The organism is Streptomyces sp. NBC_01381 (genome assembly GCF_026340305.1).
Taxonomy (GTDB): Bacteria; Actinomycetota; Actinomycetes; order Streptomycetales; family Streptomycetaceae; genus Streptomyces.
The window spans coordinates 603,019-621,968 of the sequence record NZ_JAPEPI010000003.1; the positions used below are offsets into that span (position 1 = coordinate 603,019).

The window sequence follows — 18,950 nt, forward strand, 5'->3', positions numbered from 1 at the left end:
GGGCAGCACTTGTTGATCGCAGAGCCGGAAATGTTGGTGGGAGCTGACACCGAGTGGGGGGGGTGGGTGAAGCTTTGTCGCCGTGCCGGGCGGCTCTCTCCCAAGGTGTCCGTAAGCCAAGGGCCCGTACCTGCGTCGTCGCCGAGCTACGCCGCCTCGTAGTGGTGCGCCCGCCCGCCCCGCCATGTCACCTACGCCGGGTCGTCGAGCGGCTCCTCCGCGTCCGGCGCACCACCCCGGGGCAGGAACTCGACGACGTCACGATCCGAGTGCGCGAGGCCGAGGATCTCCTCGCGCACCGTCACCCGTCGGCCACCAGAACCGGCGGGCGGATGGACGACTGTCGGCGCGCTCATACTCCAAGGTGCTGCGGCGCGGCGGGTCGGGCGCCTTCTGTGGCCGACACGCCATCCACAAACCCATCTCTTTCGCGCTCGCCGCCTGCGGCCAGGCGGTGAACATGTGGCATGCGGCGTCCGTATCACTGATTGAGCGCGCGACCCGATGCCCGTCATACGACGGGGCCGACCGCTGAAAGGCAGGGATCGAAGATGCTGCGACCAATCAGATGGACGACCCGGGGTGGGCTCCTCGTAGCCGGAGCAGTCGCCGCCCTGCTGGCCGTCGCCACGCCCGCAACCGCCGGCTCGGCAGCACTTTACTGCGGCGCCGGCCGCGGGCCGACAGCCGAGGTCGCGGTGCAGGGCGCGATCGACGACGCCGAAGTCTCGGCGAGCGGGGACGGCAGGTTCCAATGTGAACTCGATGGTGAGCCCCAGGTCTTCGAGGTATTCGACGACCCGAACTACGGCCACATCTTCCGGGCAAGCGTGACCATGTCCTGCGAGTGATCTCACAGATCGAATCGCTGTGTGCCCCGGCGCACGATCGTCGGGGCACCACTCCGGAGTATGCGCGGTGACGTGCGGCCGTGTTGACCCTGGAAGAGGCCTCCCGGACAGGCGCATCTGCTGGAGGGACCGGTTCACTGGCACGGACCTCCGGCGACGTAGGGACAGACAGCACGAAGGGTTTGGCCCCGAGGTGGCCAAACCCTTCCGTACAGCTCTCTGCGGGTACTCCCACTTCCGCCCACACCACCGGGTGTCCGCGTGCAGGGCGAGCGGCTCGCACTCGTCGCCGTGGTCCTCGCGCACACACGACGCGGCGCCAGGCAAGGGCGTCGGCCAAGGAACGCTCGCGGCTGCGGCGTTGCCCCCCCCGGCCGGTAGAAGGTCGAGCGCACGATCGGCTGGGACAGGAACCCTCGCCCAGCTCGCTGAACCGCGACGACCATCCCGGGCGCGCCCTCGACGTACGCCTGGTGAGGGTGCGCCCCTCTGAAGGCTTGGGTGACCCGACTGCGGGTCTGACCTTGGCGCCGTGGGCGCGGGCGATGGTGTCAAGGTCCTCCGGACGCGGTAGCGGCGGTACGACGCGACCGTGCCGCTTACCAGATCCTGCCGGGCGCGGTGTCGACGTGCGGCCCAGATCGCTCGGCATTCTGAGGGCATGGATCATCGCAGCCTCGAACCGGCAGAAGCAGCGGCCCGGGACTACTCCGGCGCGGTCTACGGCTCGCTCCTTGCCGCCTCAGTCATTGCCGCGGTGGGGACGCTGGGTCCCTTCCCCCGGCTCCAGCTCGTGGTCATGCTGCTCACCAACGGTCTGGTCTTCTGGATCACGCACGTCTACGCCCGCATTGTGGGCGACAAGCTGGCGCATCAGGCGCTGTCGTGGGAGGTGATCCGCCGCGAGGCACGCAGGGAATGGCCGATCGTCGGGGTCGCGCTCCCGCCGGCTGCCGCCGTGGTGGTGTGTCCTTCGCTGGGGCTCGGCCCCGAAGGCACCGGGTGGGTTGCCCTCGGCGTCGCCCTCGCCGAGCAGGTCGGCTGGGCCACCGTGGCCCTCGTCAGAGCCGGTGCCCCGCGCCAGCTGGTCGCCATGACCGGTGCGGTCAACCTCTTCGTGGGGCTGGTCCTCGTGGGCGCGAAGGTCCTGGTCAAGCACTGAATTTGCCGCACGCGTGCGCAGGGTGTGCCTCAGCCTCAGCACTTGTCAGGGCGTTCCAATACGGCCGACTCGGCCGCCGTGTGGAGCTGCTCAATCGGCACAATGTCGACGGCCGTCTTGATCGACTTGTGGCCCAACCAGAGTGAGGCACCGACGGCGTGGCCGTGCACGATGACCGTGTGCTGCAGGTAGCGGAATCCCGCCGTACGGGCACGCGCGATGAGCGTGCCAAGTGGGTCGGTGAGACGTCCGGCGTGGCGGCGTTGGCGCACGTGGCCAGGAGCGACAGGCCGTCAGCGGGCAGAAGGGTATCGGGGTGGAGTTCGGCAAGCAGGATGGGCGGGCTGCTCGTGAGCCCGTCGACCTCAGCCGCGTCGGCGCCGGTCGTGCGGGCAGTGCGGGCAGTGCGGGTGTCCATGCCGGGCCCGATGTCGCGGATGCAGATACGCAGTAGCGGGGCGTGCAGCTTGTCGTGACGGCTCGAACTCGATACGGATCCGAGCGATGGCCCAGGCGGGCAAGATTGCTGACCTTCGGTGTCTCACGGCCCGCCATCACCCGGGACAGCGGTGCGGTCGGCTGTGTGGGGGTGCCGTACGGCGGGAAACGCGGGGGTCGTTCCGCCGCCGGATGCTCGACCGCAACATCGCGCTGCGCGGGGCATCGCCATCGCCCCGGTCCGCGCCTGCATTCCCAACTCCTGCCGGATGTGCCCTCCGGGGGCGTCGATCCGGGGGCGCGCCCCCGGGTGTTGTTCCTCCCGTGCCGCGCGGCGCTCTCGTGATGTCAGGCGGCGTGCTTCACGTGGCGGACCAGCCAGGTCAGCAGGGCGTCCAGGTCGGCGGCGGCCGAGAGGACCCGGCCGACCGTCTCGGGGGTGTGCAGGCACTCCTCGCAGCCGAGGGGACGGGCGGCGATCAGCGAACGGTGGCGCAGCAGGTTCGTACGGGAGTGGTCCGTCGGATAGCCGCGCGGGGGGCGTTTCATCACGTCCCCGGAGATGTCGTAGCCCTTCTTCCGTACGTCCTCGACGATGGCGGACAGTTCGCGGCCGCTCCCCTCGGAGGCCACGGCTTTGCGGAACAGGTCCACCTGGCCGGGATCGGGGTACCACCAGGCGCCCTGGATCCGCAGGCCGTCCAGGGAGAACCGGAGATTGATCTCGATCTTGCGGCCGAGCCGGATCACCGCGCTCTGGTGCTGCCACCACCAGGAGTCGGTGCGGTAGTGCCAGACGGAGAAGTCCTCGTACCGGGGGTCGGCGTCCGCGACCTCGTTGAGCAGGGCGATCATCGGCTGCCGGACCAGGCGTTCGCGGTCCGCGCGACAGCGCAACGACTCGGTTCGCCGACAAACGCCTCGGCTAGAGCGCGGTCTCGGCCGCACCGCTGTCCTGGCCGGCCTCTGCGTCTGGTGGGTCCGCCTCCGTCTGGCCTCGTACGTTTCGTCCGGATCATCTGATCGTTGCTCGGGGGATCCGTCGACTGACGTGCAATGGGCGCGGATCGAGCTGTTGCTGCGAGAGGACCCCCGCAACCATCTATCCGACCGGACTCCACATTGCACGCGTCTCTTCCTCTGGGCCCGCTCACTGGCCCCGACGAAAGGGCCTAGTCGCCCCGCAGCCGGACCGCCGCGCGCCCCGACGCCGGGGCAGGCTCCAGCACCACGTACCGGCTGAGGACGGCGAGGGCGACGATGCAGCCGCTCATCTCCAGACCCTCCTCCACGATCGTTCCCAGCATGAGCACGGTGCTGTGGCCGTTCGCGTGCGCCCAGCCGTTGAACGCCTCGGTCAACAGCGCCCCGCCCAGATACACCGCCAGCGCGGCAAGGAGCCCGGACCGCAGGTCACGCGGGAGCTTCCGCGCCCACAGCACGGCGCACACGGTGCCCACCGCCGCGAGGACCGCGCCGGGCAGCACCCAGGCGTGCGTGGGCAGCGACCCTCCGGCCCACTCCTTCCACGACCGGCCGACCTCGCCGAGACGCTCGTGCAAGGAGACCGTCTCGTCGATGCTGAGCAGAGCAGTCGCGGCGGCAAGACCCAGCCAAGACGACCGCCCCGGGCGCGCGCCGCGCCCGCTGAGCAGCGCGGCGATCAGCGCCATGCCCGTCACGGCCAGCAGTAGCGTGCTGTTCCACCAGGTGGCCAGGTTGGCCTCGACGTCGACGTTCACCAACTTGCGGACGGTCGGTATGGGGTCGTACCGGTTGTAGGCGCGCGTGGCGAGGTCGGCGACGAGTAAGGCCGCGGTGCCGCCGGCGGCGAGCCACAGGACGCGGCGAGCCGGCGGTCTCGCGAGCTCACCCGCGACCCGGTCGCGTATTTGAGAATCGGTCATACGTACGGAGGTTAGCGGTTTGATCAGAGGACGAAGGCCTCGGGGCGCCCCGTATGGCGCTCTTCCAGACAGACCTCCTGCGACCGCGCGTATCCGATGAACTCGGCCCGGGCGTCGAGCCCTTCGGGTGACCGTCGCGGAAGTACGGCGAGAAGCTCCCAACTGCCGGCCGCTCCAAGGGCACCGAGGAACAACGGTATGGCTGCGGACTGGGTGGCCGGATGGATCGCTATTGGCGGCCGGTCCGCCTGCCGGTATCCGGGGTCGTTGACCGCCGCGTCCGGACCGGTGAACATCCCCACCGCCGCGGCCACCAGCGGTGGCCGAGGTCGGGGATGCACCCGATCCGACCCTGAGTTTCCCCCCAGATACCCCTGAGATGTGTCAGGAATCTTTGACAGGCACCCTGGACCGATGTCAGCTTTTCTTGACAGGCATGGAGGAGAGAGGCAGCGATGGCCGAGAAGCCGGCTCGGGAGCCGACGGGTGACGAGCTGCTGAAGGCGCTCAGCGCGCTGAGCAATCCGCACCGCATGCGGATCGTTGCGGCGCTCACCGAGCGCCGCAACTACGTCAGCGCGCTGGCCCGCGAGATCGGCATGGGCCGCCCGCTGCTGCACATGCACCTGAAACTCCTCGAGGGTGCGGGCCTGATCGTCGGCTCGCTGGAGACGAGTGAGGACGGCAAGACCATGAAGTACTTCGAAGTGGCGCCCTTTCTCTACGAGTTGACGCCACAGCTGGTGGCGCGGGCGACCCGGACCCTCACCGACACCCGCCCCGAAGAGACCACCGCACGCACACCTGCGGAACCCACGAAAGAGGAAGCGAAGTGAACGGAGAACTGGTGACACTCGCCGCCGACGGGTATGTCGGCGACTGGGTCGGCGCCGTCGGCGCGGCCGGAGTCTTCCTCCTGCTGATCGTCATCGTCTGGCAGATCGCCGCCACCTGGCGGGCCCGGATGCTGGCCTCACGCGAAGAGCAGTACAAGACGCTGGCCCTGAAGTACGCACAGCTGCTTGAGGACAACGTCGAGCTGCACCGGCGTTCGACCGAGGAGATGCGGATCACCCGCGAGGAGCTGGCCCAGACCCGGCAGTCCCTCGCCTCGGTGGAGAAGATGATGCGCGAGATCGAATAGCACTCCCCGAGTGCTGTCGGTACGGCCGGGAGCGCCAACTCCCGGCCGCACCAAGGGCGAACAACGCATCCCTGACACACACATCCCGTACGCCACGGCAGGTCCTCACAACCTCTGCGCCGTGGTGCGGGCCCCGTGCGCCTCGTGCCGGTCGCCGAGACCGGCGGCGCGATCACCACACACAAGGAGACCACTCATGCGTCCGCTGTTCCAGCGCGTCGCCGGTGCACCCGCAGGGCGTCGCTCCAAATGGCTTGTCCTCGCCGCCTGGCTGATCCTTGCCGTGGCCCTCGGCCCGCTGGCCGGAAAGCTCGGTGACGTCGAGGACTCCAGCGCCAATGCCTTCCTGCCGCGCGGCGCCGAGTCCGCACAGGTCAACACGGAGCTGGAGAAGCTCCGTACGGACCCGGTCATGCCGGCTGTCGTCGTCTACACGGGCGACGGTGCGCGGGAGAAGTCCGCGGCCACGGACACGGCCGCTTTCCAGAAGCTCGCAGCGAAGGGCGAAGAGGTCTCGCGACCCGTTCCGTCCGACGACGGCGAGGCACTGCTCACCGTCGTCCCGCTGGACACCGAGGACGAGATCACGGACAAGATCGACGAGCTCCGCGAGATCGCCGACGCCAACGCGCCACCCGGCGTGGACGTGGAGGTCGGCGGCCCGGCGGGCTCGCTCACCGACTCGGTCGCGGTCTTCGACAGCCTCGACTCGACCCTGATGATCGCCACCGGGATCGTCGTCGCCGTCCTGCTGCTCATCACGTACCGCAGTCCGATCCTGTGGCTGTTCCCGCTGCTTTCCGTCGCGTTCGCGGCGGTGCTCACCCAGGTCGGCACCTACGTCCTCGCCAAGTACGCCGGACTCCCGGTCGACCCGCAGAGCGCGGGCATCCTGATGGTGCTCGTCTTCGGCGTCGGCACGGACTACGCCCTGCTGCTCATCGCCCGCTACCGCGAGGAGCTCCACCGCCGGGAGGACCGGCACACGGCGATGCGGATCGCGCTGCACCGCTCGGGCCCTGCGATCCTCGCGTCGGCGGGCACCATCGCGGTCGGCCTGGCCTGCCTGGCCTTCGCCGACATCAACTCCTCGCGCTCGCTCGGGCTCGTCGGTGCGGTGGGGGTCGTCTGCGCCTTCCTCGCGATGATCACCGTGCTTCCCGCACTGCTCGTCATCGCGGGCCGCTGGGTCTTCTGGCCGTTCGTGCCGAGGAACGGCACACCGGCGCGCAAGGAGCAGACGGTCTGGTCGCGCGTCGGAGCCGCGGTCGCACGGCGCCCGCGCTGGTCGTGGATGATGTCCGTCGCCGTCACCGGTGTCCTGGCGCTGAGCGCCTTCGGCATCAACATGGGCCTCACCCAGTCCGAGATGTTCCAGGACAAGCCCGAGTCGGTCGTCGCCCAGGAGAAGATCTCCGCCCACTACCCGTCGGGCGCCTCCGACCCCGCGGAGATCGTCACGGCCACCGGAAAGGCGGCGGAGGTCAAGTCCGCCGCGGCCGAGGTCGCCGGCGTCGCGCGCGTCGAGGACGGCGACCGCACCCGCGACGGCGAACTCACCACCCTTTCCGTGGTGTTGAAGGACGCCCCGGACAGCCGACAGGCCAAGGACACCGTCGACGCGCTCCGGGACGCCGTGCACGCGGTCGACGGCGCGGACGCCCTCGTCGGCGGCACCACGGCGGAGACCCTCGACACCCAGCGGGCCGCCGACCGCGATCTGCGCACGGTCATCCCGATCGTCCTGCTCGTCGTCCTCGGCGTCCTGATCTGGCTGCTGCGCGCCCTGGTCGCTCCCCTGCTGCTCCTGGCGACCGTGGTCCTGTCCTTCTTCGCCGCTCTCGGCGCCTCGAACCTGCTCTTCGAGAGCATCCTCGGGTTCGCCGGCGTCGACTGGTCGATCCCGCTGATGGGCTTCGTCTTCCTGGTCGCGCTCGGCATCGACTACAACATCTTCCTGATGCACCGCGTCAAGGAGGAGGTCGCGCGACTCGGTCACGGCCGCGGCGTACTGGAGGGCCTGACCAGCACCGGTGGCGTCATCACCTCGGCGGGCGTCGTGCTCGCCGCGACGTTCGCGGTCTTCGCCGGGCTGCCGCTGGTGACCATGGCGCAGATGGGCGTGATCGTCGGCATCGGCGTCCTCCTGGACACTTTCCTCGTACGTACGGTTTTGGTCCCCGCCCTTGCCTTGGACCTGGGCCGCCGGTTCTGGTGGCCGGGCAAGCTCTTCCACGCGCCGGGGCAGCGGGAATCCTCGCCGCGTGAGGCAGAACGGGAGGTCGAACACGCCTGATCGGTACGCCCACTTGGCACGCCCCGGTGCGACGGGCATCGCACCGGGGCCGCCCGTTCACCGGGCCGTCGGCGCGGCCACCAGCCCCCTCTCGGGCTCGGGGACCGGCCGGCCCGCCCGCCGCAGGGCCAGCACGGTGCGGACGGTGACGACGATCCGAAGCACCGCCAGGAGCACCCCGAGCCCGGCCACCGCGACAAGCAGCCGGCCCATGTCGGGCGCGAACAGCAGCACTTCGCGCAGGGTCACGCCCATCTGCTCGGGCAGGACGAAGCAGGCGACGCCTGCGGCCGGCAGGCAGCCGGTGACCGCTGCGACACCGCCCACCATCGCGCGGCCCGGGGCGCGCCGCTGTCCACCGCGGGAACGTACACGCGGACGCACCACCCGGAACCCCGACCACCCGACGACGGCCGCAAGAGCGACGGTGACGGCACCGAGTACGACGAGTGCCCAGGTCAACCACCCGTCCTCGTCGACCTGTCGGGGCTCACCGCCGAGCAGGATGCCCGCCGCACCGAAGGCGGTGTTGTTGAGCAGGTTTTCCTTGTTCTTCGCGAAGGCGTTGTGCTGGACGACAACCGCGAGGTTCCGCTCCGGGACGAGGACCACGATGCCGTGGTAGCCGGGTGTGGCACCCGAATGCCAGACCATGCGCGCGCTCGGGTCCTCCAGCTCGTCGTCCCGCCAGCCCAGACCGTAGCGGTGGCGATCATGGACGGAGATGGTCCCCTTGTGCATCTCCCGGAACCCTTCCGGGGTCAACAGGCCGCCCGCGTCACCGCGCGCGCCCTTGAGCTGGGCGGCGGCGAAGGCGCTCATGTCCTCGGGGCTCGCGCCGAGATAGCCGTACGGCACACCTGATGTGTCGAAGTCCGATGCGAACGACCGGGGTTGACCGAAGAAGAACCGGTACCCGGGTGGCAGTCCCCGCCGTTCGGCTCCCCCGGAGTCCGTGATGGCCCCCTTCATACCCAGGGGCCCCAGGACGTCCTTGCGCAGCTGCTCACCGAACGGCCGCCCTGTGACCTCCTCCAAGAGGGCGCCGAGCAGCATGTAGTTGGCGTTGCTGTACTCGTGCCGCTCGCCGGGCGGGGCAGACAAGGTGACGCCGGCCAGCTCACGGGCGAGGCGCCGGACGCCGCCCGGCTCGTTGTCGAAACGGTCCGCGCGCGTGATGCCGTCCCGCTCCGACAGACCGCTCGACTGGTTGAGCAACTGCCGCACGGTGACGGGCTTCTCACCCTCACCCTTGGGACGGAACCACGGCAGATGGCGCCGCACGGGCGCATCCAACTCGACCTCGCCCGCCTCGACCTGCCGCATCACGGCCAGCGCGGTGACCGGCTTGGCCAGGGAGCCGACCAGGAACGGGGTGCGGGAAGTGACCGGCTCGCCACGGCCGTCGCGCCCCCATGTGCGGCGGTGCACGACGTCGTCTCCACGGATGACCGAGTACGCGAGACCGGGCGCACCGGCCCGCTTCATCTGCCCTCGCACGAAGGAGTCCGCCTTCGCCGTCAACTCCCGCTCCCCCGCAGGATCCACCGCAGAGGCGGTCAGTGGCGTAAGCGCCATCAGGAGCATCAGGCACACCACACCGATCCCCCGTAACCATGCCGAGCCTGGCCTGCGGAATCCCATCGCCCGCACACCGCGCATCGCTTGCTCCACCCCTCGCCGTCACGCAGGGCGGACGCCCCGAGAGCCATAACAGTATGGCCGTACGGTTATTATTGGCAATACGGCGGTACGGTTACGCCATGCCACGCGTCGCCGATCACGAAGAACGCCGCCAGCAGGTCGCCGCCGCCGCGGGCAGGCTCATCGCCACCGAAGGACTGAAGGCGGCGACGGTCGCCAAGACGGCTGCCGCAGCCGGGATCTCGGTCGGGCTCGTCCAGCACTACTTCCGCACCAAGGACGAGATGCTGCTGTTCACGTACCGCCACGTCCTCGAGACGGTCGAGCACAGGCTTGCGGAACTCGTCGTCCGGTCCGAGAAGGCCGGCACACGCATCGAGCACACCCTCCTCGACGGACTCGCCGAGACCATGCCGCTGGACGAACAGCGCCGCCAGGAGTGCCGGGTCGCCCTCGCCTTCACCGGCCGGGCCGTCGACGACCCGGACCTGGCCGAGGTCAAGGCGGGCGCGCTCCGTCGGCTGCGCTCACTGATCGCCACAGCCGTCACCAACGCCAAGGAGTGCGGCGAAGTACCCCCCTCGACCGACGCCGCCACCGAGGCGGCCCGCATCGCCGCGTACACCGACGGGCTCACCGCGCATCTGTGCGCCGACCCCAGCGGGCTGCACCCCGACGCCGCACTCGCCGCTCTCGGCGACCACTTGGCCGGCGTGTTCACCGGCGAGTGCCTGCTGCGAGGGAAGGAGCCGGGAGTACGACCCGGCCGGGCGGGCGGGCCGTCATAAGTCGGCGCACAAACGCTCCGGCCACCTTTCGTATGGACGGCAACGACAAGCGGTCAGCACCCGCGCAGCACAGCCCGATGCGGCGGCCGCCCGCGACATGGCTACAGGACGGGCAGGCCGTAGAGGGAGAACTTTCGTCCGCCTTCCGGGCCCGAGGCGAAGCCCATGCACAGCTGCGGTTCCCCCGCCTCGGGCCCGTGCAGCACGGCAAGGCCTTCGGGCTCGCGGTGCGTGAGCTGGCGGCCGGCCTGGGACTTGTACTCCTGCACCACCGCCCCCGTGCTCAGGTCGATGCAGTGCAGCAGCACCGTGTTGTCCGGCTCTGAGGAGCTGTTGGCGTCGCGGCCGGCGCCCATCAACTGGTACGCGTAGTCGCCGTCCAGTGTCATGCCCTGAAAGGGCAGGCCGAGGTCCATGCCCGGCTGAGCGAAGTCGATCAGCGGCCAGAAGACCCCGGCAGTGAAGGCGTCCAGGTTGTAGAGCGCGTAGCGACGGCGCCCGGGGAGCCCGTGGCGCAGCAGCAGACGGCGGTTGTTCAGGTCAAGGGCGGCGCAGTTGGCGGTCGAGCCGGGGTGCGGGCGGTAGACGGTCACACGGCGGTCAGCGCTGTGCAGCACGGTGTTCTCGGCGTACGGGAAGCGGCCGATCGCGCGCCCGAACCCGGAGACCGGGTTGGCGTCGCACTCGACCCACAGCGTGACGGCTCCGCCCCAGCTGCTGCGGGAGCTGTCCACGCTGATCGCGGTGCCGTGGCCGAAGCCCTTGAGGTACATCCGGCCCAGCACCTCGCCGCGCATCGACAGCCGGTTCAGACAAAGGTCACCGGCATCGTGCCGCTCAGTATGGCTGTAGGTGCGCGATTCGCCCGCGAGCTGGACCCCGCTGGGGATCACCTGGAGCGCGTAGATGTGCCCGTGGAGCTCGTCGAAGGCGAAGGACTGCATCACCGTCTCGTGATGCAGCGTCTTCTCGTGGATCAGGCGGGCGCCGGTGTCGGCCAGGTCGAAGCGATCGCCCGTAACGTCCGGGGCGCTGTCCCGGCCGGCGGCAACGGCCTTTGGGACGCCGAGCGCTGCTGTCGCAAGCACCACACCGCTGAGACCGAGCACCGTTCTGCGGCTTGGCGACGTGAGGCCGGGCGCTGTCGATGAATCGGTAACTTGTCGAAGTCGCATTTCAGTACTTTTAACGCCCGTACACCTGCGTGGAGAACGGGCGCGCGGCGGTGCCGTGAAGTTCAGCCATTCGCTGTGCCGGGAGCACGTCGGCGCACCGGTCATCTTGCGCACTAGATTTACTAGGACGTCCAACTATATATTCGAGGCCAAGGCCCGCGGTGCAGGGAAGCCGGTGTGATTCCGGCACGGTCCCGCCACTGTGACCGGGGAGTACGTCGTCGAGCAGTACGCCACTGACGAGCAAGTCGTCGGGAAGGCGGGCGGCGTGCGGTGATCCGGGAGTCAGGATACCGGCCGCGGGATGTTCCGTGTTTCCACGAGGATGGAGCAGACACGCATGGCATCGACGCGCTTCCACGCTCTCGACGGACCCGTCCGGCGACTCCCGGCTCCCGCCGCGCAGTCCCCGCTCGCACGCCTCGTGCGCTGACGGCTGTCCAACCCACGCGATCTCGCGCAGCCCCGCGCTGACGTCACCGCGTCCACGCGGCGGAGCTGTGTGCCATCCCGGATCGATCCCTCCCATCGAGAGCAGGCATCCATGGTCCGCGAGCAAGACCGCACCACCGTACGCGAATTGACCCACTTCGTCGGAGGCAAGCACACCTCGGGAACTTCGGGGTTCTACGGCGACGTCTACGACCCCAACACCGGCCGCGTCCAGGCCCACGTTCCGCTCGCGAGCCGGGCCGAGACCGAGGCAGTGATCGACGACGCCGCCCGGGCCCAGCTCGAATGGGGCGCCTGGAATCCGCAGCGCCGCGCCCGGGTGCTGCTTCGCTTCCTCCAACTCGCCGACCAGGAGCGGGAATCCCTGGCCCGGCTTCTGTCCAGCGAGCACGGCAAGACCGTCGCCGACGCGCACGGAGACATCCAGCGCGGCCTGGAAGTGGTGGAGTTCGCCGCCGGCATCCCGCACCTGCTCAAGGGCGAGTTCACGGACAACGCGGGCACGGGCATCGACGTCCACTCGCTCCGGGCTCCCCTCGGCGTCGTCGCGGGCATCACCCCCTTCAACTTCCCGGCGATGATCCCGCTGTGGAAGGCCGCCCCGGCCCTCGCCTGCGGGAACGCCTTCATCCTCAAGCCCTCCGAGCGCGACCCGTCGGTGCCACTGCGCCTCGCCGAGCTCTTCCTCGAAGCGGGTCTGCCGCCGGGCGTACTGAACGTCGTCAACGGCGGCAAGGACGCCGTCGACACCCTGCTCGAGGACCCGCGCGTCGAGGCGCTGGGATTCGTCGGCTCCACTCCGATCGCCGCGCACATCTACGCCACCGCGGCCGCGCACGGCAAGCGGGCCCAGTGCTTCGGCGGCGCCAAGAACCACATGATCGTGATGCCGGACGCCGACCTCGACCAGGCCGTGGACGCCCTCATCGGCGCGGGCTACGGCTCCGCGGGCGAGCGCTGCATGGCGATCTCGGTGGCTGTTCCAGTTGGCGAGAGCACCGCCGATGCCCTGGTGGCACGGCTGCGCGAGCGCATCGCGCAGCTGAGGATCGGCCGCAGCGACGACCCTGAGGCCGACTTCGGCCCGCTGGTCGGCCCGGACGCGCTGGAGCGGGTGCGGTCCTACGTCGACCTCGGGGTTCAGGAGGGCGCCGAACTCGTCGTGGACGGCCGGGACTTCACCCTGCCCGGCCACGAGGGCGGGTTCTTCGCCGGAGCCTCGCTCTTCGACCGGGTCACCCCGGCCATGCGCATCTACCAGGAGGAGATCTTCGGCCCCGTCCTGACCGTCGTACGAGCAGCGGACTACGAGGAAGCCCTGCGCCTGCCCAGCGAGCACACCTTCGGCAACGGCGTGGCGATCTTCACCCGGGACGGCGACACCGCCCGCGACTTCACCCGGCGCGTGAACACCGGGATGGTCGGCGTCAACGTGCCCATCCCGGTGCCGGTCGCCTACCACACGTTCGGTGGCTGGAAGCGCTCCGGATTCGGGGATCTGAACCAGCACGGCCCGGACGCGATCCGCTTCTACACCCGTACGAAGACGGTCACTTCACGCTGGCCGGCGGGCCTGCGCGAGGGCGCCAGCTTCACCATCCCCACGATGAGCTGAGGAGCGGGCCATGACCAACACCTCGCTCACCGAGGACCAGCAGGCCCTCGTCGAGGCCAGCCTGGACTTCACCCAGGACCACCTCGCCCCGCACGCCCTGGACTGGGACCGCGACAAGCACTTCCCCGTCGACGTGCTGCGCAAGGCGGCCGGGCTCGGGCTCGGCGGCGTGTACGTGCGGGAGGAGTCGGGCGGCTCGGGACTCACCCGCTCCGACGGCGTCCTCGTCTTCGAGACCCTGGCGTCGGGCTGCCCGTCCATCGCGGGGTACCTCTCCATCCACAACATGGTCGCCTGGATGATCGACGCGTATGGCGACGACGCCCAGCGCGAACGGTGGCTGCCGCGCTTGTGCGCCATGGAGGACCTGGCCAGCTACTGCCTGACCGAACCGGGCGCCGGGTCGGACGCGGCCGCCCTGACCAGCCGGGCCGTCCGCGACGGCGACGACTGGGTGCTCAGCGGCGTCAAACAGTTCATCTCCGGTGCGGGCGCAGCCCAGTTGTACGTCGTGATGGCCCGCACCGGCGTCGACGGACCGGACGGGGTGTCCGCCTTCGTCGTCGACAAGGACGACCCCGGCCTGTCCTTCGGCGCCAACGAACGCAAGATGGGCTGGAACGCCCAGCCCACCCGCCAGGTCGTCCTGGACGGGGTACGCCTGCCCGCCGACCGGCTGCTCGGCCAGGAGGGGCAGGGCTTCCGCATCGCGATGAGCGGCCTCAACGGCGGCCGCCTCGGGATCGCCGCCTGCTCGCTCGGCGGCGCCCGCAGCGCCCTCGACCGCGCCCTGGCCCATCTCGCCGACCGGGAAGCGTTCGGGCAGCGCCTCCTCGACTCACAGGCGCTTCGGTTCCGCCTCGCGGACATGGCCACCGAGCTCGCCGCCGCCCGGGCCCTGGTCGGAGAAGCCGCCCAGGCTCTGGACCGGAAGGATCCCGGCGCGCCCTACCTGTGCGCGATGGCCAAGCGGTTCGCCACCGACACCGGCTACTCCGTCGCCGACCGCGCACTCCAACTTCACGGCGGCTACGGCTACTTGAGCGAATACGGCATCGAGAAGATCGTCCGTGACCTGCGAGTCCATCAAATCCTGGAAGGGACCAACGAGATCATGCGCGTCATCGTGGCCCGCGGCATGACGGAGGCGTTCGCATGACCGGCGCAGAGCGATCAGGACAGCGCGAGCAGGCCGAGGAGACCGTGCTGCTGCACCGCGCGGGACGGGTCGGCGTCATCACGCTCAACCGCCCCAAGGCACTCAACGCCCTCACCCACCCGATGGCGCTCCGCATCACCGAGGCCCTCGCCGCCTGGGAGCGCGACCCGGCGGTCGAGACGGTCGTGCTGACCGGCGCGGGCGAACGGGGCCTGTGCGCGGGCGGCGACATCCGCGCGATCCACCAGGACGCACGCGACGGGGACGGCACCGCGTCGGCGGCGTTCTGGCGCGACGAGTACCGGCTCAACGCCCGGATCGCCCGCTACCCCAAGCCGTACGTGGCCCTGATGGACGGCATCGTGATGGGCGGCGGCGTCGGCGTGTCCGCGCACGGCAGCGTCCGGATCGTCACCGAACGCTCCCGGATCGCGATGCCGGAGACGGGGATCGGGTTCGTCCCGGACGTCGGCGGCACGTATCTGCTGGCGCTCTCCCCGGGCGAACTCGGCACGCACCTTGCGCTCTCCGGAGCTCAAGTGGGCGCCGAGGACGCCCTGTTGTGCGGGCTCGCCGACCATTTCGTACCGTCGCAGTCGCTGGCCCGGACGGTCGATGACCTGTCCACGCTGCCCGTACGAGAGGTGCTGGCCCGAAACGTACAGGAGCCCCCACCAGGGGAGCTGGCCGCACAGCGGGAGTGGATCGATGTCTGCTACGCCGCCGACTCCGTCGAGGAGATCGTCGACCGTCTCCTCGACCACGGCGACCCGGCGGCCAAGGACGCCGCCGAGACCCTCCTCACCAAATCGCCCACCGCCCTCAAGGTCACGCTGGCGTCGTTGCGTCGAGCGCGGCGCCTCGGTCCGCTGGAGCACGTACTCGACCAGGAGTACCGAGTGTCCTGCCGGGCACTGACCGCTCCGGACCTCGTGGAGGGCGTCCGCGCGCAGGTCATCGACAAGGACCGGGCTCCTCGCTGGTCCCCTTCCACGCTCGCCGAGGTCACCGACGCCGACGTCGAGGGCTTCTTCGCCCCGCTCGGCGAGCGCGAACTGGGCCTCGCCGGCCCCGACACCACCTCGGAGGTGGCCTGGTGAGCCAGACCGTGGCGTTCCTCGGACTCGGGCACATGGGTGGCCCGATGGCCGCCAACCTGGTCAAGGCCGGCCACCGCGTCCGCGGCTACGACCCCGCGCCCGCCGCCCTTGAGGCGGCCTCCGCGGCGGGTGTCGAAGCCGTAGCGTCCGCGGCCGAAGGGGTCACGGACGCCGAGGTGGTGATCAGCATGCTGCCCACCGGCCGCCATGTCCTCGACCTGTACGAGGGTGTCCTCGGCTCCGCGCGCCCGGGAGCGCTGTTCGTCGACTGCTCGACCATCGACGTCGCGGACGCCCGTGCCGCCCATGAACGGGCCGTGGCAGCCGGCATGCGGGCCCTGGATGCCCCGGTCTCCGGCGGGGTCGTGGGTGCCGAGGCCGGCACCCTCACCTTCATGGCGGGCGGGTCGGAGGAGGAGTTCGCCGAGGCACGTCCCCTGCTTGAAGCCATGGGCAAGAAGGCCGTCCACTGCGGGGGCGCCGGCGCGGGGCAGGCCGCGAAGATCTGCAACAACATGATCCTCGGGATCTCGATGATCGCCGTCAGTGAGGCGTTCGTCCTCGGCGAGAGCCTCGGGTTGTCCCACCAGGCTTTGTACGACGTGGCCTCGACGGCGTCCGGGCAGTGCTGGGCGTTGAGCGTCAACTGCCCGGTGCCGGGGCCGGTTCCGGCGAGTCCCGCCAACAGGGACTACCGGCCGGGCTTCGCCGCCTCGCTCATGGCCAAGGATCTGGGGCTGGCCGCCAATGCCGTCCGGTCAGGTGGCGTACACGCGGAACTCGGCTTGCGGGCAGCCGAGTTGTACGCCTCTTACGCCGAGCGCGCCGGTGCCACGGAGGACTTCTCCGGCATCGTACGAACCATCAGGGATCAGAGCGGGGAGCAGAAGTGACCATGGAAGCCACGAGCACGACCACGCGAGCTCAGGCCGAGTACGAGACGATCCTCGTCGAGCGCAAGGGCCGCACCGCGCTCCTCACACTCAACCGCCCGAAGGCACTGAACGCGCTCAACCTCCAGGTCATGGAGGAGGTCGTGGCCGCCACCGAGGCCCTCGACCGGGACCCGGACTGCGGCTGTGTCGTGATCACCGGCTCGGCGAAGGCGTTCGCGGCCGGGGCCGACATCAAGGAGATGCAGCCGCAGGGGTACATGGACATGTACCTCGCCGACTGGTTCTCGGCGTGGGACCGGCTCGGACAGCTGCGTACGCCCACCATCGCCGCCGTCTCCGGCTACGCCCTGGGCGGCGGCTGTGAACTCGCCATGCTCTGCGACATCCTGCTCGCCTCCGACACCGCCGTGTTCGGGCAGCCAGAGATCAAACTCGGCGTGATCCCCGGCATCGGCGGCTCCCAGCGGCTGACCCGCGCGGTGGGCAAGGCGAAGGCCATGGAACTGTGCCTGACCGGGCGCACCATGGACGCGGTCGAAGCCGAGCGGGCGGGGCTCGTCTCCCGAGTGGTGCCCGCCGACGAGCTGCTCGGCGAGGCACTCGCGGTCGCCGAGACCGTGGCGGGGATGTCGCTGCCCGTCGCGATGATGGCCAAGGAGGCGGTCGGGCGGGCCTTCGAGACGACGCTCACCGAAGGTGTCCGCTTCGAACGCCGGTTGTTCCACGCGGTGTTCGCGACCGCGGACCAGAAGGAGGGCATGGGCGCGTTCGTGGACAAGCGGCCGCCGGAGTTCCGGCACCGCTGATCGACACGGGCCCGGACGAGTCGTGAGGGGGCGGGAAACAGGCCCCCTCACAGCCCGCGGGTCTCGACCGGATACGGCACGTAGCTCCGTCGGTCCGGATCGATGGCCAGCCGGCCGCCGGCCGGGGGCCGGGCCCGCTGAGCGCAGTCGCGGCGTTCGCAGATCCGGCAGCCCAGGCCGATCGGGGTGGCGGCCCGCGGGTCGTCCAGGGCGACTCCTTCGGCGTAGACGAGCCGACCTGCGTGGCGCAGTTCGCAGCCGAGCGCTACGGCGAACTCGGCGCGCGGCGCGTGGTGGCCGAAGCCGCCGCGGGTGATGGTCCGCGCGATCCAGAAGTAGCGCTTGCCGTCCGGCATTTCGGCGACCTGGGTCAGTATCCGGCCGGGCGCCGAGAACGCCTCGTACACCGTCCACAGCGGGCACGTGCCGCCGAGCCGGGAGAAGTGGAAGTCCGTCGCGGACTGCCGCTTGGAGATGTTGCCCGCCCTGTCCACCCGCAGGAACGAGAACGGCACGCCGCGCCGGCCGGTGCGCTGCAGGGTGCTCAGGCGGTGGCAGACCGTCTCGAAGCCGACGCCGAATCGGGCGGACAGCAGCTCGATGTCGTAGCGCACTTCCTCGGCCGCCGCGTGGAAGGCGGTGTACGGCATGAGGAGGGCGCCCGCTAAGTAGTTGGCCAGGCCGATCCGGGCCAGTGCACGTGACTCCGGTGAGGTCAATTCCGTTGCGCTGTCGGCGAGTTGGCTCAGGAGCGGGTCGTGCTCGAGGAGGGCGAGCTGGGTCGCGAGCTGGAAGGCGCGCTGACCGTCGCTCAGCCAGGGCGAGAGGAACAGCAGCCCGGCATCGGGGTCGTAGCGGCGGGCGTCGGCGGAGCGCCCGGGTGCGGCCTGGACCACGCGGACGCCGTGCCGTTCGGCGAGCCGCGCCATGAGCCGGTCGGCGGAGCGGCCCGGCCGCAGGCCCAGGGCGTCCGCCGTCCGTTCGGCCTCGGTGTCCAACGGTTCGAAGTGGTTGTGGTGGGCGTAGAAGAAGTCCCGCACCTCGTCGTGCGGCTCCCCCGGCGGCAGCAGGGCGCCACTGCCCGTGGCCGGCGCGGCGAGGGCGGCGGTCTGCTCGGCGGCGTCGCGGTAGCGGCGGTGCAGGGCGACCAGGGCGCGGGCCACTTCGGGGTGGTCTCGGGCGGCCTCGGTGATCTCCTCGCCCGCGGGAAGCGGGACTCCGCACGCCTCGTCGGCGAGCGCGGCCCGCAGGTCGGCCGCGAGCCGGTCCTCGGCCGCCTCGGAGAAGAACTCCGCGTCGACCCCGAAGACTTCGGCGATCCGCAGCAGTACCGGGGCGGTCAGCGGGCGCTGGTTCTGCTCGATCTGGTTGGCGTAGCTGGTGGAGATACCGAGGGCGTGCGCCATGTCGACCTGGTTCATGCCGTGTTCGCGACGTAGCCGGCGCAGTTTCGCGTGGGCGTAGACCTTGCGGTCGGCAAGTCGCCGGGCCATGGCGCACCTCCTCGTCGAGGGCC

At 70.3% G+C, this 18,950-nt stretch carries 19 protein-coding genes and 1 riboswitch; of the genes, 11 read left to right on the forward strand and 8 right to left on the reverse strand.

Annotated features, from left to right (window positions below):
* Window positions 1–191: 191 nt before the first annotated feature.
* A complete protein-coding gene (locus OG453_RS41065; RefSeq protein ID WP_266873816.1) occupies window positions 192–356 on the reverse strand; it encodes a hypothetical protein in 165 nt (54 codons plus the stop codon).
* Between the two features lie 195 nt (window positions 357–551).
* Here OG453_RS41065 and OG453_RS41070 point away from each other — a divergent pair, with 195 nt between their 5' ends.
* Together OG453_RS41070 and OG453_RS41075 are read left to right on the forward strand one after the other, a co-directional pair.
* Window positions 552–851, forward strand: a complete 300-nt coding sequence (locus OG453_RS41070) for a hypothetical protein (protein WP_266873817.1) — start codon at window positions 552–554, stop codon at window positions 849–851.
* Window positions 852–1,512: 661 nt separating this feature from the next.
* Complete coding sequence (locus OG453_RS41075; RefSeq protein WP_266873818.1) at window positions 1,513–2,013, forward strand: hypothetical protein; 501 nt, start codon at window positions 1,513–1,515, stop codon at window positions 2,011–2,013.
* 35 nt (window positions 2,014–2,048) lie between these two features.
* On the opposite strand, the gene OG453_RS41080 is transcribed toward OG453_RS41075, so the two are convergent.
* The 4 genes from OG453_RS41080 to OG453_RS41095 all read right to left on the reverse strand — a co-directional run bounded on the left by OG453_RS41080 (window position 2,049) and on the right by OG453_RS41095 (window position 4,699).
* Window positions 2,049–2,285: a hypothetical protein gene (locus OG453_RS41080; RefSeq protein WP_266873819.1), complete on the reverse strand. Its 237-nt coding sequence runs from the start codon at window positions 2,283–2,285 to the stop codon at window positions 2,049–2,051.
* A gap of 514 nt (window positions 2,286–2,799) precedes the next feature.
* Window positions 2,800–3,348, reverse strand: a complete 549-nt coding sequence (locus OG453_RS41085; RefSeq protein ID WP_266873820.1) for a DUF2461 family protein — start codon at window positions 3,346–3,348, stop codon at window positions 2,800–2,802.
* Window positions 3,349–3,623: 275 nt separating this feature from the next.
* Window positions 3,624–4,358 carry a hypothetical protein gene (locus tag OG453_RS41090; RefSeq protein WP_266873821.1) on the reverse strand — a complete coding sequence of 245 codons (735 nt, stop codon included), beginning with the start codon at window positions 4,356–4,358 and terminating at the stop codon, window positions 3,624–3,626.
* A 23-nt stretch (window positions 4,359–4,381) separates the two neighbouring features.
* On the reverse strand, window positions 4,382–4,699 hold the full coding sequence (locus OG453_RS41095) for a hypothetical protein (RefSeq protein WP_266873822.1): 318 nt from the start codon (window positions 4,697–4,699) through the stop codon (window positions 4,382–4,384).
* A gap of 114 nt (window positions 4,700–4,813) precedes the next feature.
* On the opposite strand from OG453_RS41095, the gene OG453_RS41100 reads away from it, so the two are divergent.
* The 3 genes from OG453_RS41100 to OG453_RS41110 all read left to right on the forward strand — a co-directional run bounded on the left by OG453_RS41100 (window position 4,814) and on the right by OG453_RS41110 (window position 7,798).
* On the forward strand, window positions 4,814–5,194 hold the full coding sequence (locus OG453_RS41100) for a winged helix-turn-helix domain-containing protein (RefSeq protein WP_266873823.1): 381 nt from the start codon (window positions 4,814–4,816) through the stop codon (window positions 5,192–5,194).
* The gene (locus tag OG453_RS41105; RefSeq protein WP_266873824.1) at window positions 5,191–5,502 is read left to right on the forward strand and encodes a hypothetical protein; all 312 of its coding nucleotides are present in this window, start codon (window positions 5,191–5,193) and stop codon (window positions 5,500–5,502) included. Before OG453_RS41100 ends, OG453_RS41105 begins: the two co-directional genes overlap by 4 nt.
* A 196-nt stretch (window positions 5,503–5,698) precedes the next feature.
* Complete coding sequence (locus OG453_RS41110; protein WP_266873825.1) at window positions 5,699–7,798, forward strand: MMPL family transporter; 2,100 nt, start codon at window positions 5,699–5,701, stop codon at window positions 7,796–7,798.
* Between the two features lie 57 nt (window positions 7,799–7,855).
* Here the strand turns inward: OG453_RS41110 and OG453_RS41115 are convergent, their stop codons facing one another.
* Window positions 7,856–9,376, reverse strand: a complete 1,521-nt coding sequence (locus OG453_RS41115; protein WP_266873826.1) for a serine hydrolase — start codon at window positions 9,374–9,376, stop codon at window positions 7,856–7,858.
* Between the two features lie 185 nt (window positions 9,377–9,561).
* Here OG453_RS41115 and OG453_RS41120 point away from each other — a divergent pair, with 185 nt between their 5' ends.
* Window positions 9,562–10,230: a TetR/AcrR family transcriptional regulator gene (locus OG453_RS41120; protein WP_266873827.1), complete on the forward strand. Its 669-nt coding sequence runs from the start codon at window positions 9,562–9,564 to the stop codon at window positions 10,228–10,230.
* 101 nt (window positions 10,231–10,331) lie between these two features.
* Here the strand turns inward: OG453_RS41120 and OG453_RS41125 are convergent, their stop codons facing one another.
* On the reverse strand, window positions 10,332–11,318 hold the full coding sequence (locus OG453_RS41125) for a teichoic acid biosynthesis protein C (protein WP_266873828.1): 987 nt from the start codon (window positions 11,316–11,318) through the stop codon (window positions 10,332–10,334).
* A gap of 216 nt (window positions 11,319–11,534) precedes the next feature.
* A riboswitch (cobalamin riboswitch) is annotated at window positions 11,535–11,722 on the forward strand.
* Window positions 11,723–11,949: 227 nt separating this feature from the next.
* Here OG453_RS41125 and OG453_RS41130 point away from each other — a divergent pair.
* Genes OG453_RS41130 through OG453_RS41150 form a run of 5 tightly spaced genes read left to right on the forward strand, consistent with a single transcriptional unit; the run spans window position 11,950 to window position 17,434 of the window.
* On the forward strand, window positions 11,950–13,473 hold the full coding sequence (locus OG453_RS41130) for a CoA-acylating methylmalonate-semialdehyde dehydrogenase (protein ID WP_266873829.1): 1,524 nt from the start codon (window positions 11,950–11,952) through the stop codon (window positions 13,471–13,473).
* Window positions 13,474–13,483: 10 nt separating this feature from the next.
* Window positions 13,484–14,632 carry an acyl-CoA dehydrogenase family protein gene (locus OG453_RS41135; RefSeq protein ID WP_266873830.1) on the forward strand — a complete coding sequence of 383 codons (1,149 nt, stop codon included), beginning with the start codon at window positions 13,484–13,486 and terminating at the stop codon, window positions 14,630–14,632.
* Window positions 14,629–15,732 carry an enoyl-CoA hydratase/isomerase family protein gene (locus tag OG453_RS41140; RefSeq protein ID WP_266873832.1) on the forward strand — a complete coding sequence of 368 codons (1,104 nt, stop codon included), beginning with the start codon at window positions 14,629–14,631 and terminating at the stop codon, window positions 15,730–15,732. Before OG453_RS41135 ends, OG453_RS41140 begins: the two co-directional genes overlap by 4 nt.
* Window positions 15,726–16,625, forward strand: a complete 900-nt coding sequence (gene mmsB / locus OG453_RS41145) for a 3-hydroxyisobutyrate dehydrogenase (protein WP_323178741.1) — start codon at window positions 15,726–15,728, stop codon at window positions 16,623–16,625. The genes OG453_RS41140 and mmsB overlap by 7 nt, the downstream gene beginning before the upstream one ends.
* Before the next feature lie 2 nt (window positions 16,626–16,627).
* Window positions 16,628–17,434 (forward strand): enoyl-CoA hydratase, encoded by an 807-nt coding sequence (locus OG453_RS41150; RefSeq protein ID WP_266873836.1) that lies wholly within the window; start codon window positions 16,628–16,630, stop codon window positions 17,432–17,434.
* 47 nt (window positions 17,435–17,481) lie between these two features.
* Here OG453_RS41150 and OG453_RS41155 read toward each other — a convergent pair whose 3' ends face one another.
* Window positions 17,482–18,927 carry a short-chain fatty acyl-CoA regulator family protein gene (locus tag OG453_RS41155; protein WP_266873838.1) on the reverse strand — a complete coding sequence of 482 codons (1,446 nt, stop codon included), beginning with the start codon at window positions 18,925–18,927 and terminating at the stop codon, window positions 17,482–17,484.
* Window positions 18,928–18,950: the final 23 nt, after the last annotated feature.

Coding starts and splice junctions, on each gene's coding strand:
- OG453_RS41065 (WP_266873816.1), bottom strand. CDS start 356: ATGAGCGCGCCGACAGTCGTCCATCCGCCCGCCGGTTCTGGTGGCCGA.
- OG453_RS41070 (WP_266873817.1), top strand. CDS start 552: ATGCTGCGACCAATCAGATGGACGACCCGGGGTGGGCTCCTCGTAGCC.
- OG453_RS41075 (WP_266873818.1), top strand. CDS start 1,513: ATGGATCATCGCAGCCTCGAACCGGCAGAAGCAGCGGCCCGGGACTAC.
- OG453_RS41090 (WP_266873821.1), bottom strand. CDS start 4,358: ATGACCGATTCTCAAATACGCGACCGGGTCGCGGGTGAGCTCGCGAGA.
- OG453_RS41100 (WP_266873823.1), top strand. CDS start 4,814: ATGGCCGAGAAGCCGGCTCGGGAGCCGACGGGTGACGAGCTGCTGAAG.
- OG453_RS41110 (WP_266873825.1), top strand. CDS start 5,699: ATGCGTCCGCTGTTCCAGCGCGTCGCCGGTGCACCCGCAGGGCGTCGC.
- OG453_RS41115 (WP_266873826.1), bottom strand. CDS start 9,376: ATGGCGCTTACGCCACTGACCGCCTCTGCGGTGGATCCTGCGGGGGAG.
- OG453_RS41120 (WP_266873827.1), top strand. CDS start 9,562: ATGCCACGCGTCGCCGATCACGAAGAACGCCGCCAGCAGGTCGCCGCC.
- OG453_RS41130 (WP_266873829.1), top strand. CDS start 11,950: ATGGTCCGCGAGCAAGACCGCACCACCGTACGCGAATTGACCCACTTC.
- OG453_RS41135 (WP_266873830.1), top strand. CDS start 13,484: ATGACCAACACCTCGCTCACCGAGGACCAGCAGGCCCTCGTCGAGGCC.
- OG453_RS41140 (WP_266873832.1), top strand. CDS start 14,629: ATGACCGGCGCAGAGCGATCAGGACAGCGCGAGCAGGCCGAGGAGACC.
- OG453_RS41150 (WP_266873836.1), top strand. CDS start 16,628: ATGGAAGCCACGAGCACGACCACGCGAGCTCAGGCCGAGTACGAGACG.
- OG453_RS41155 (WP_266873838.1), bottom strand. CDS start 18,927: ATGGCCCGGCGACTTGCCGACCGCAAGGTCTACGCCCACGCGAAACTG.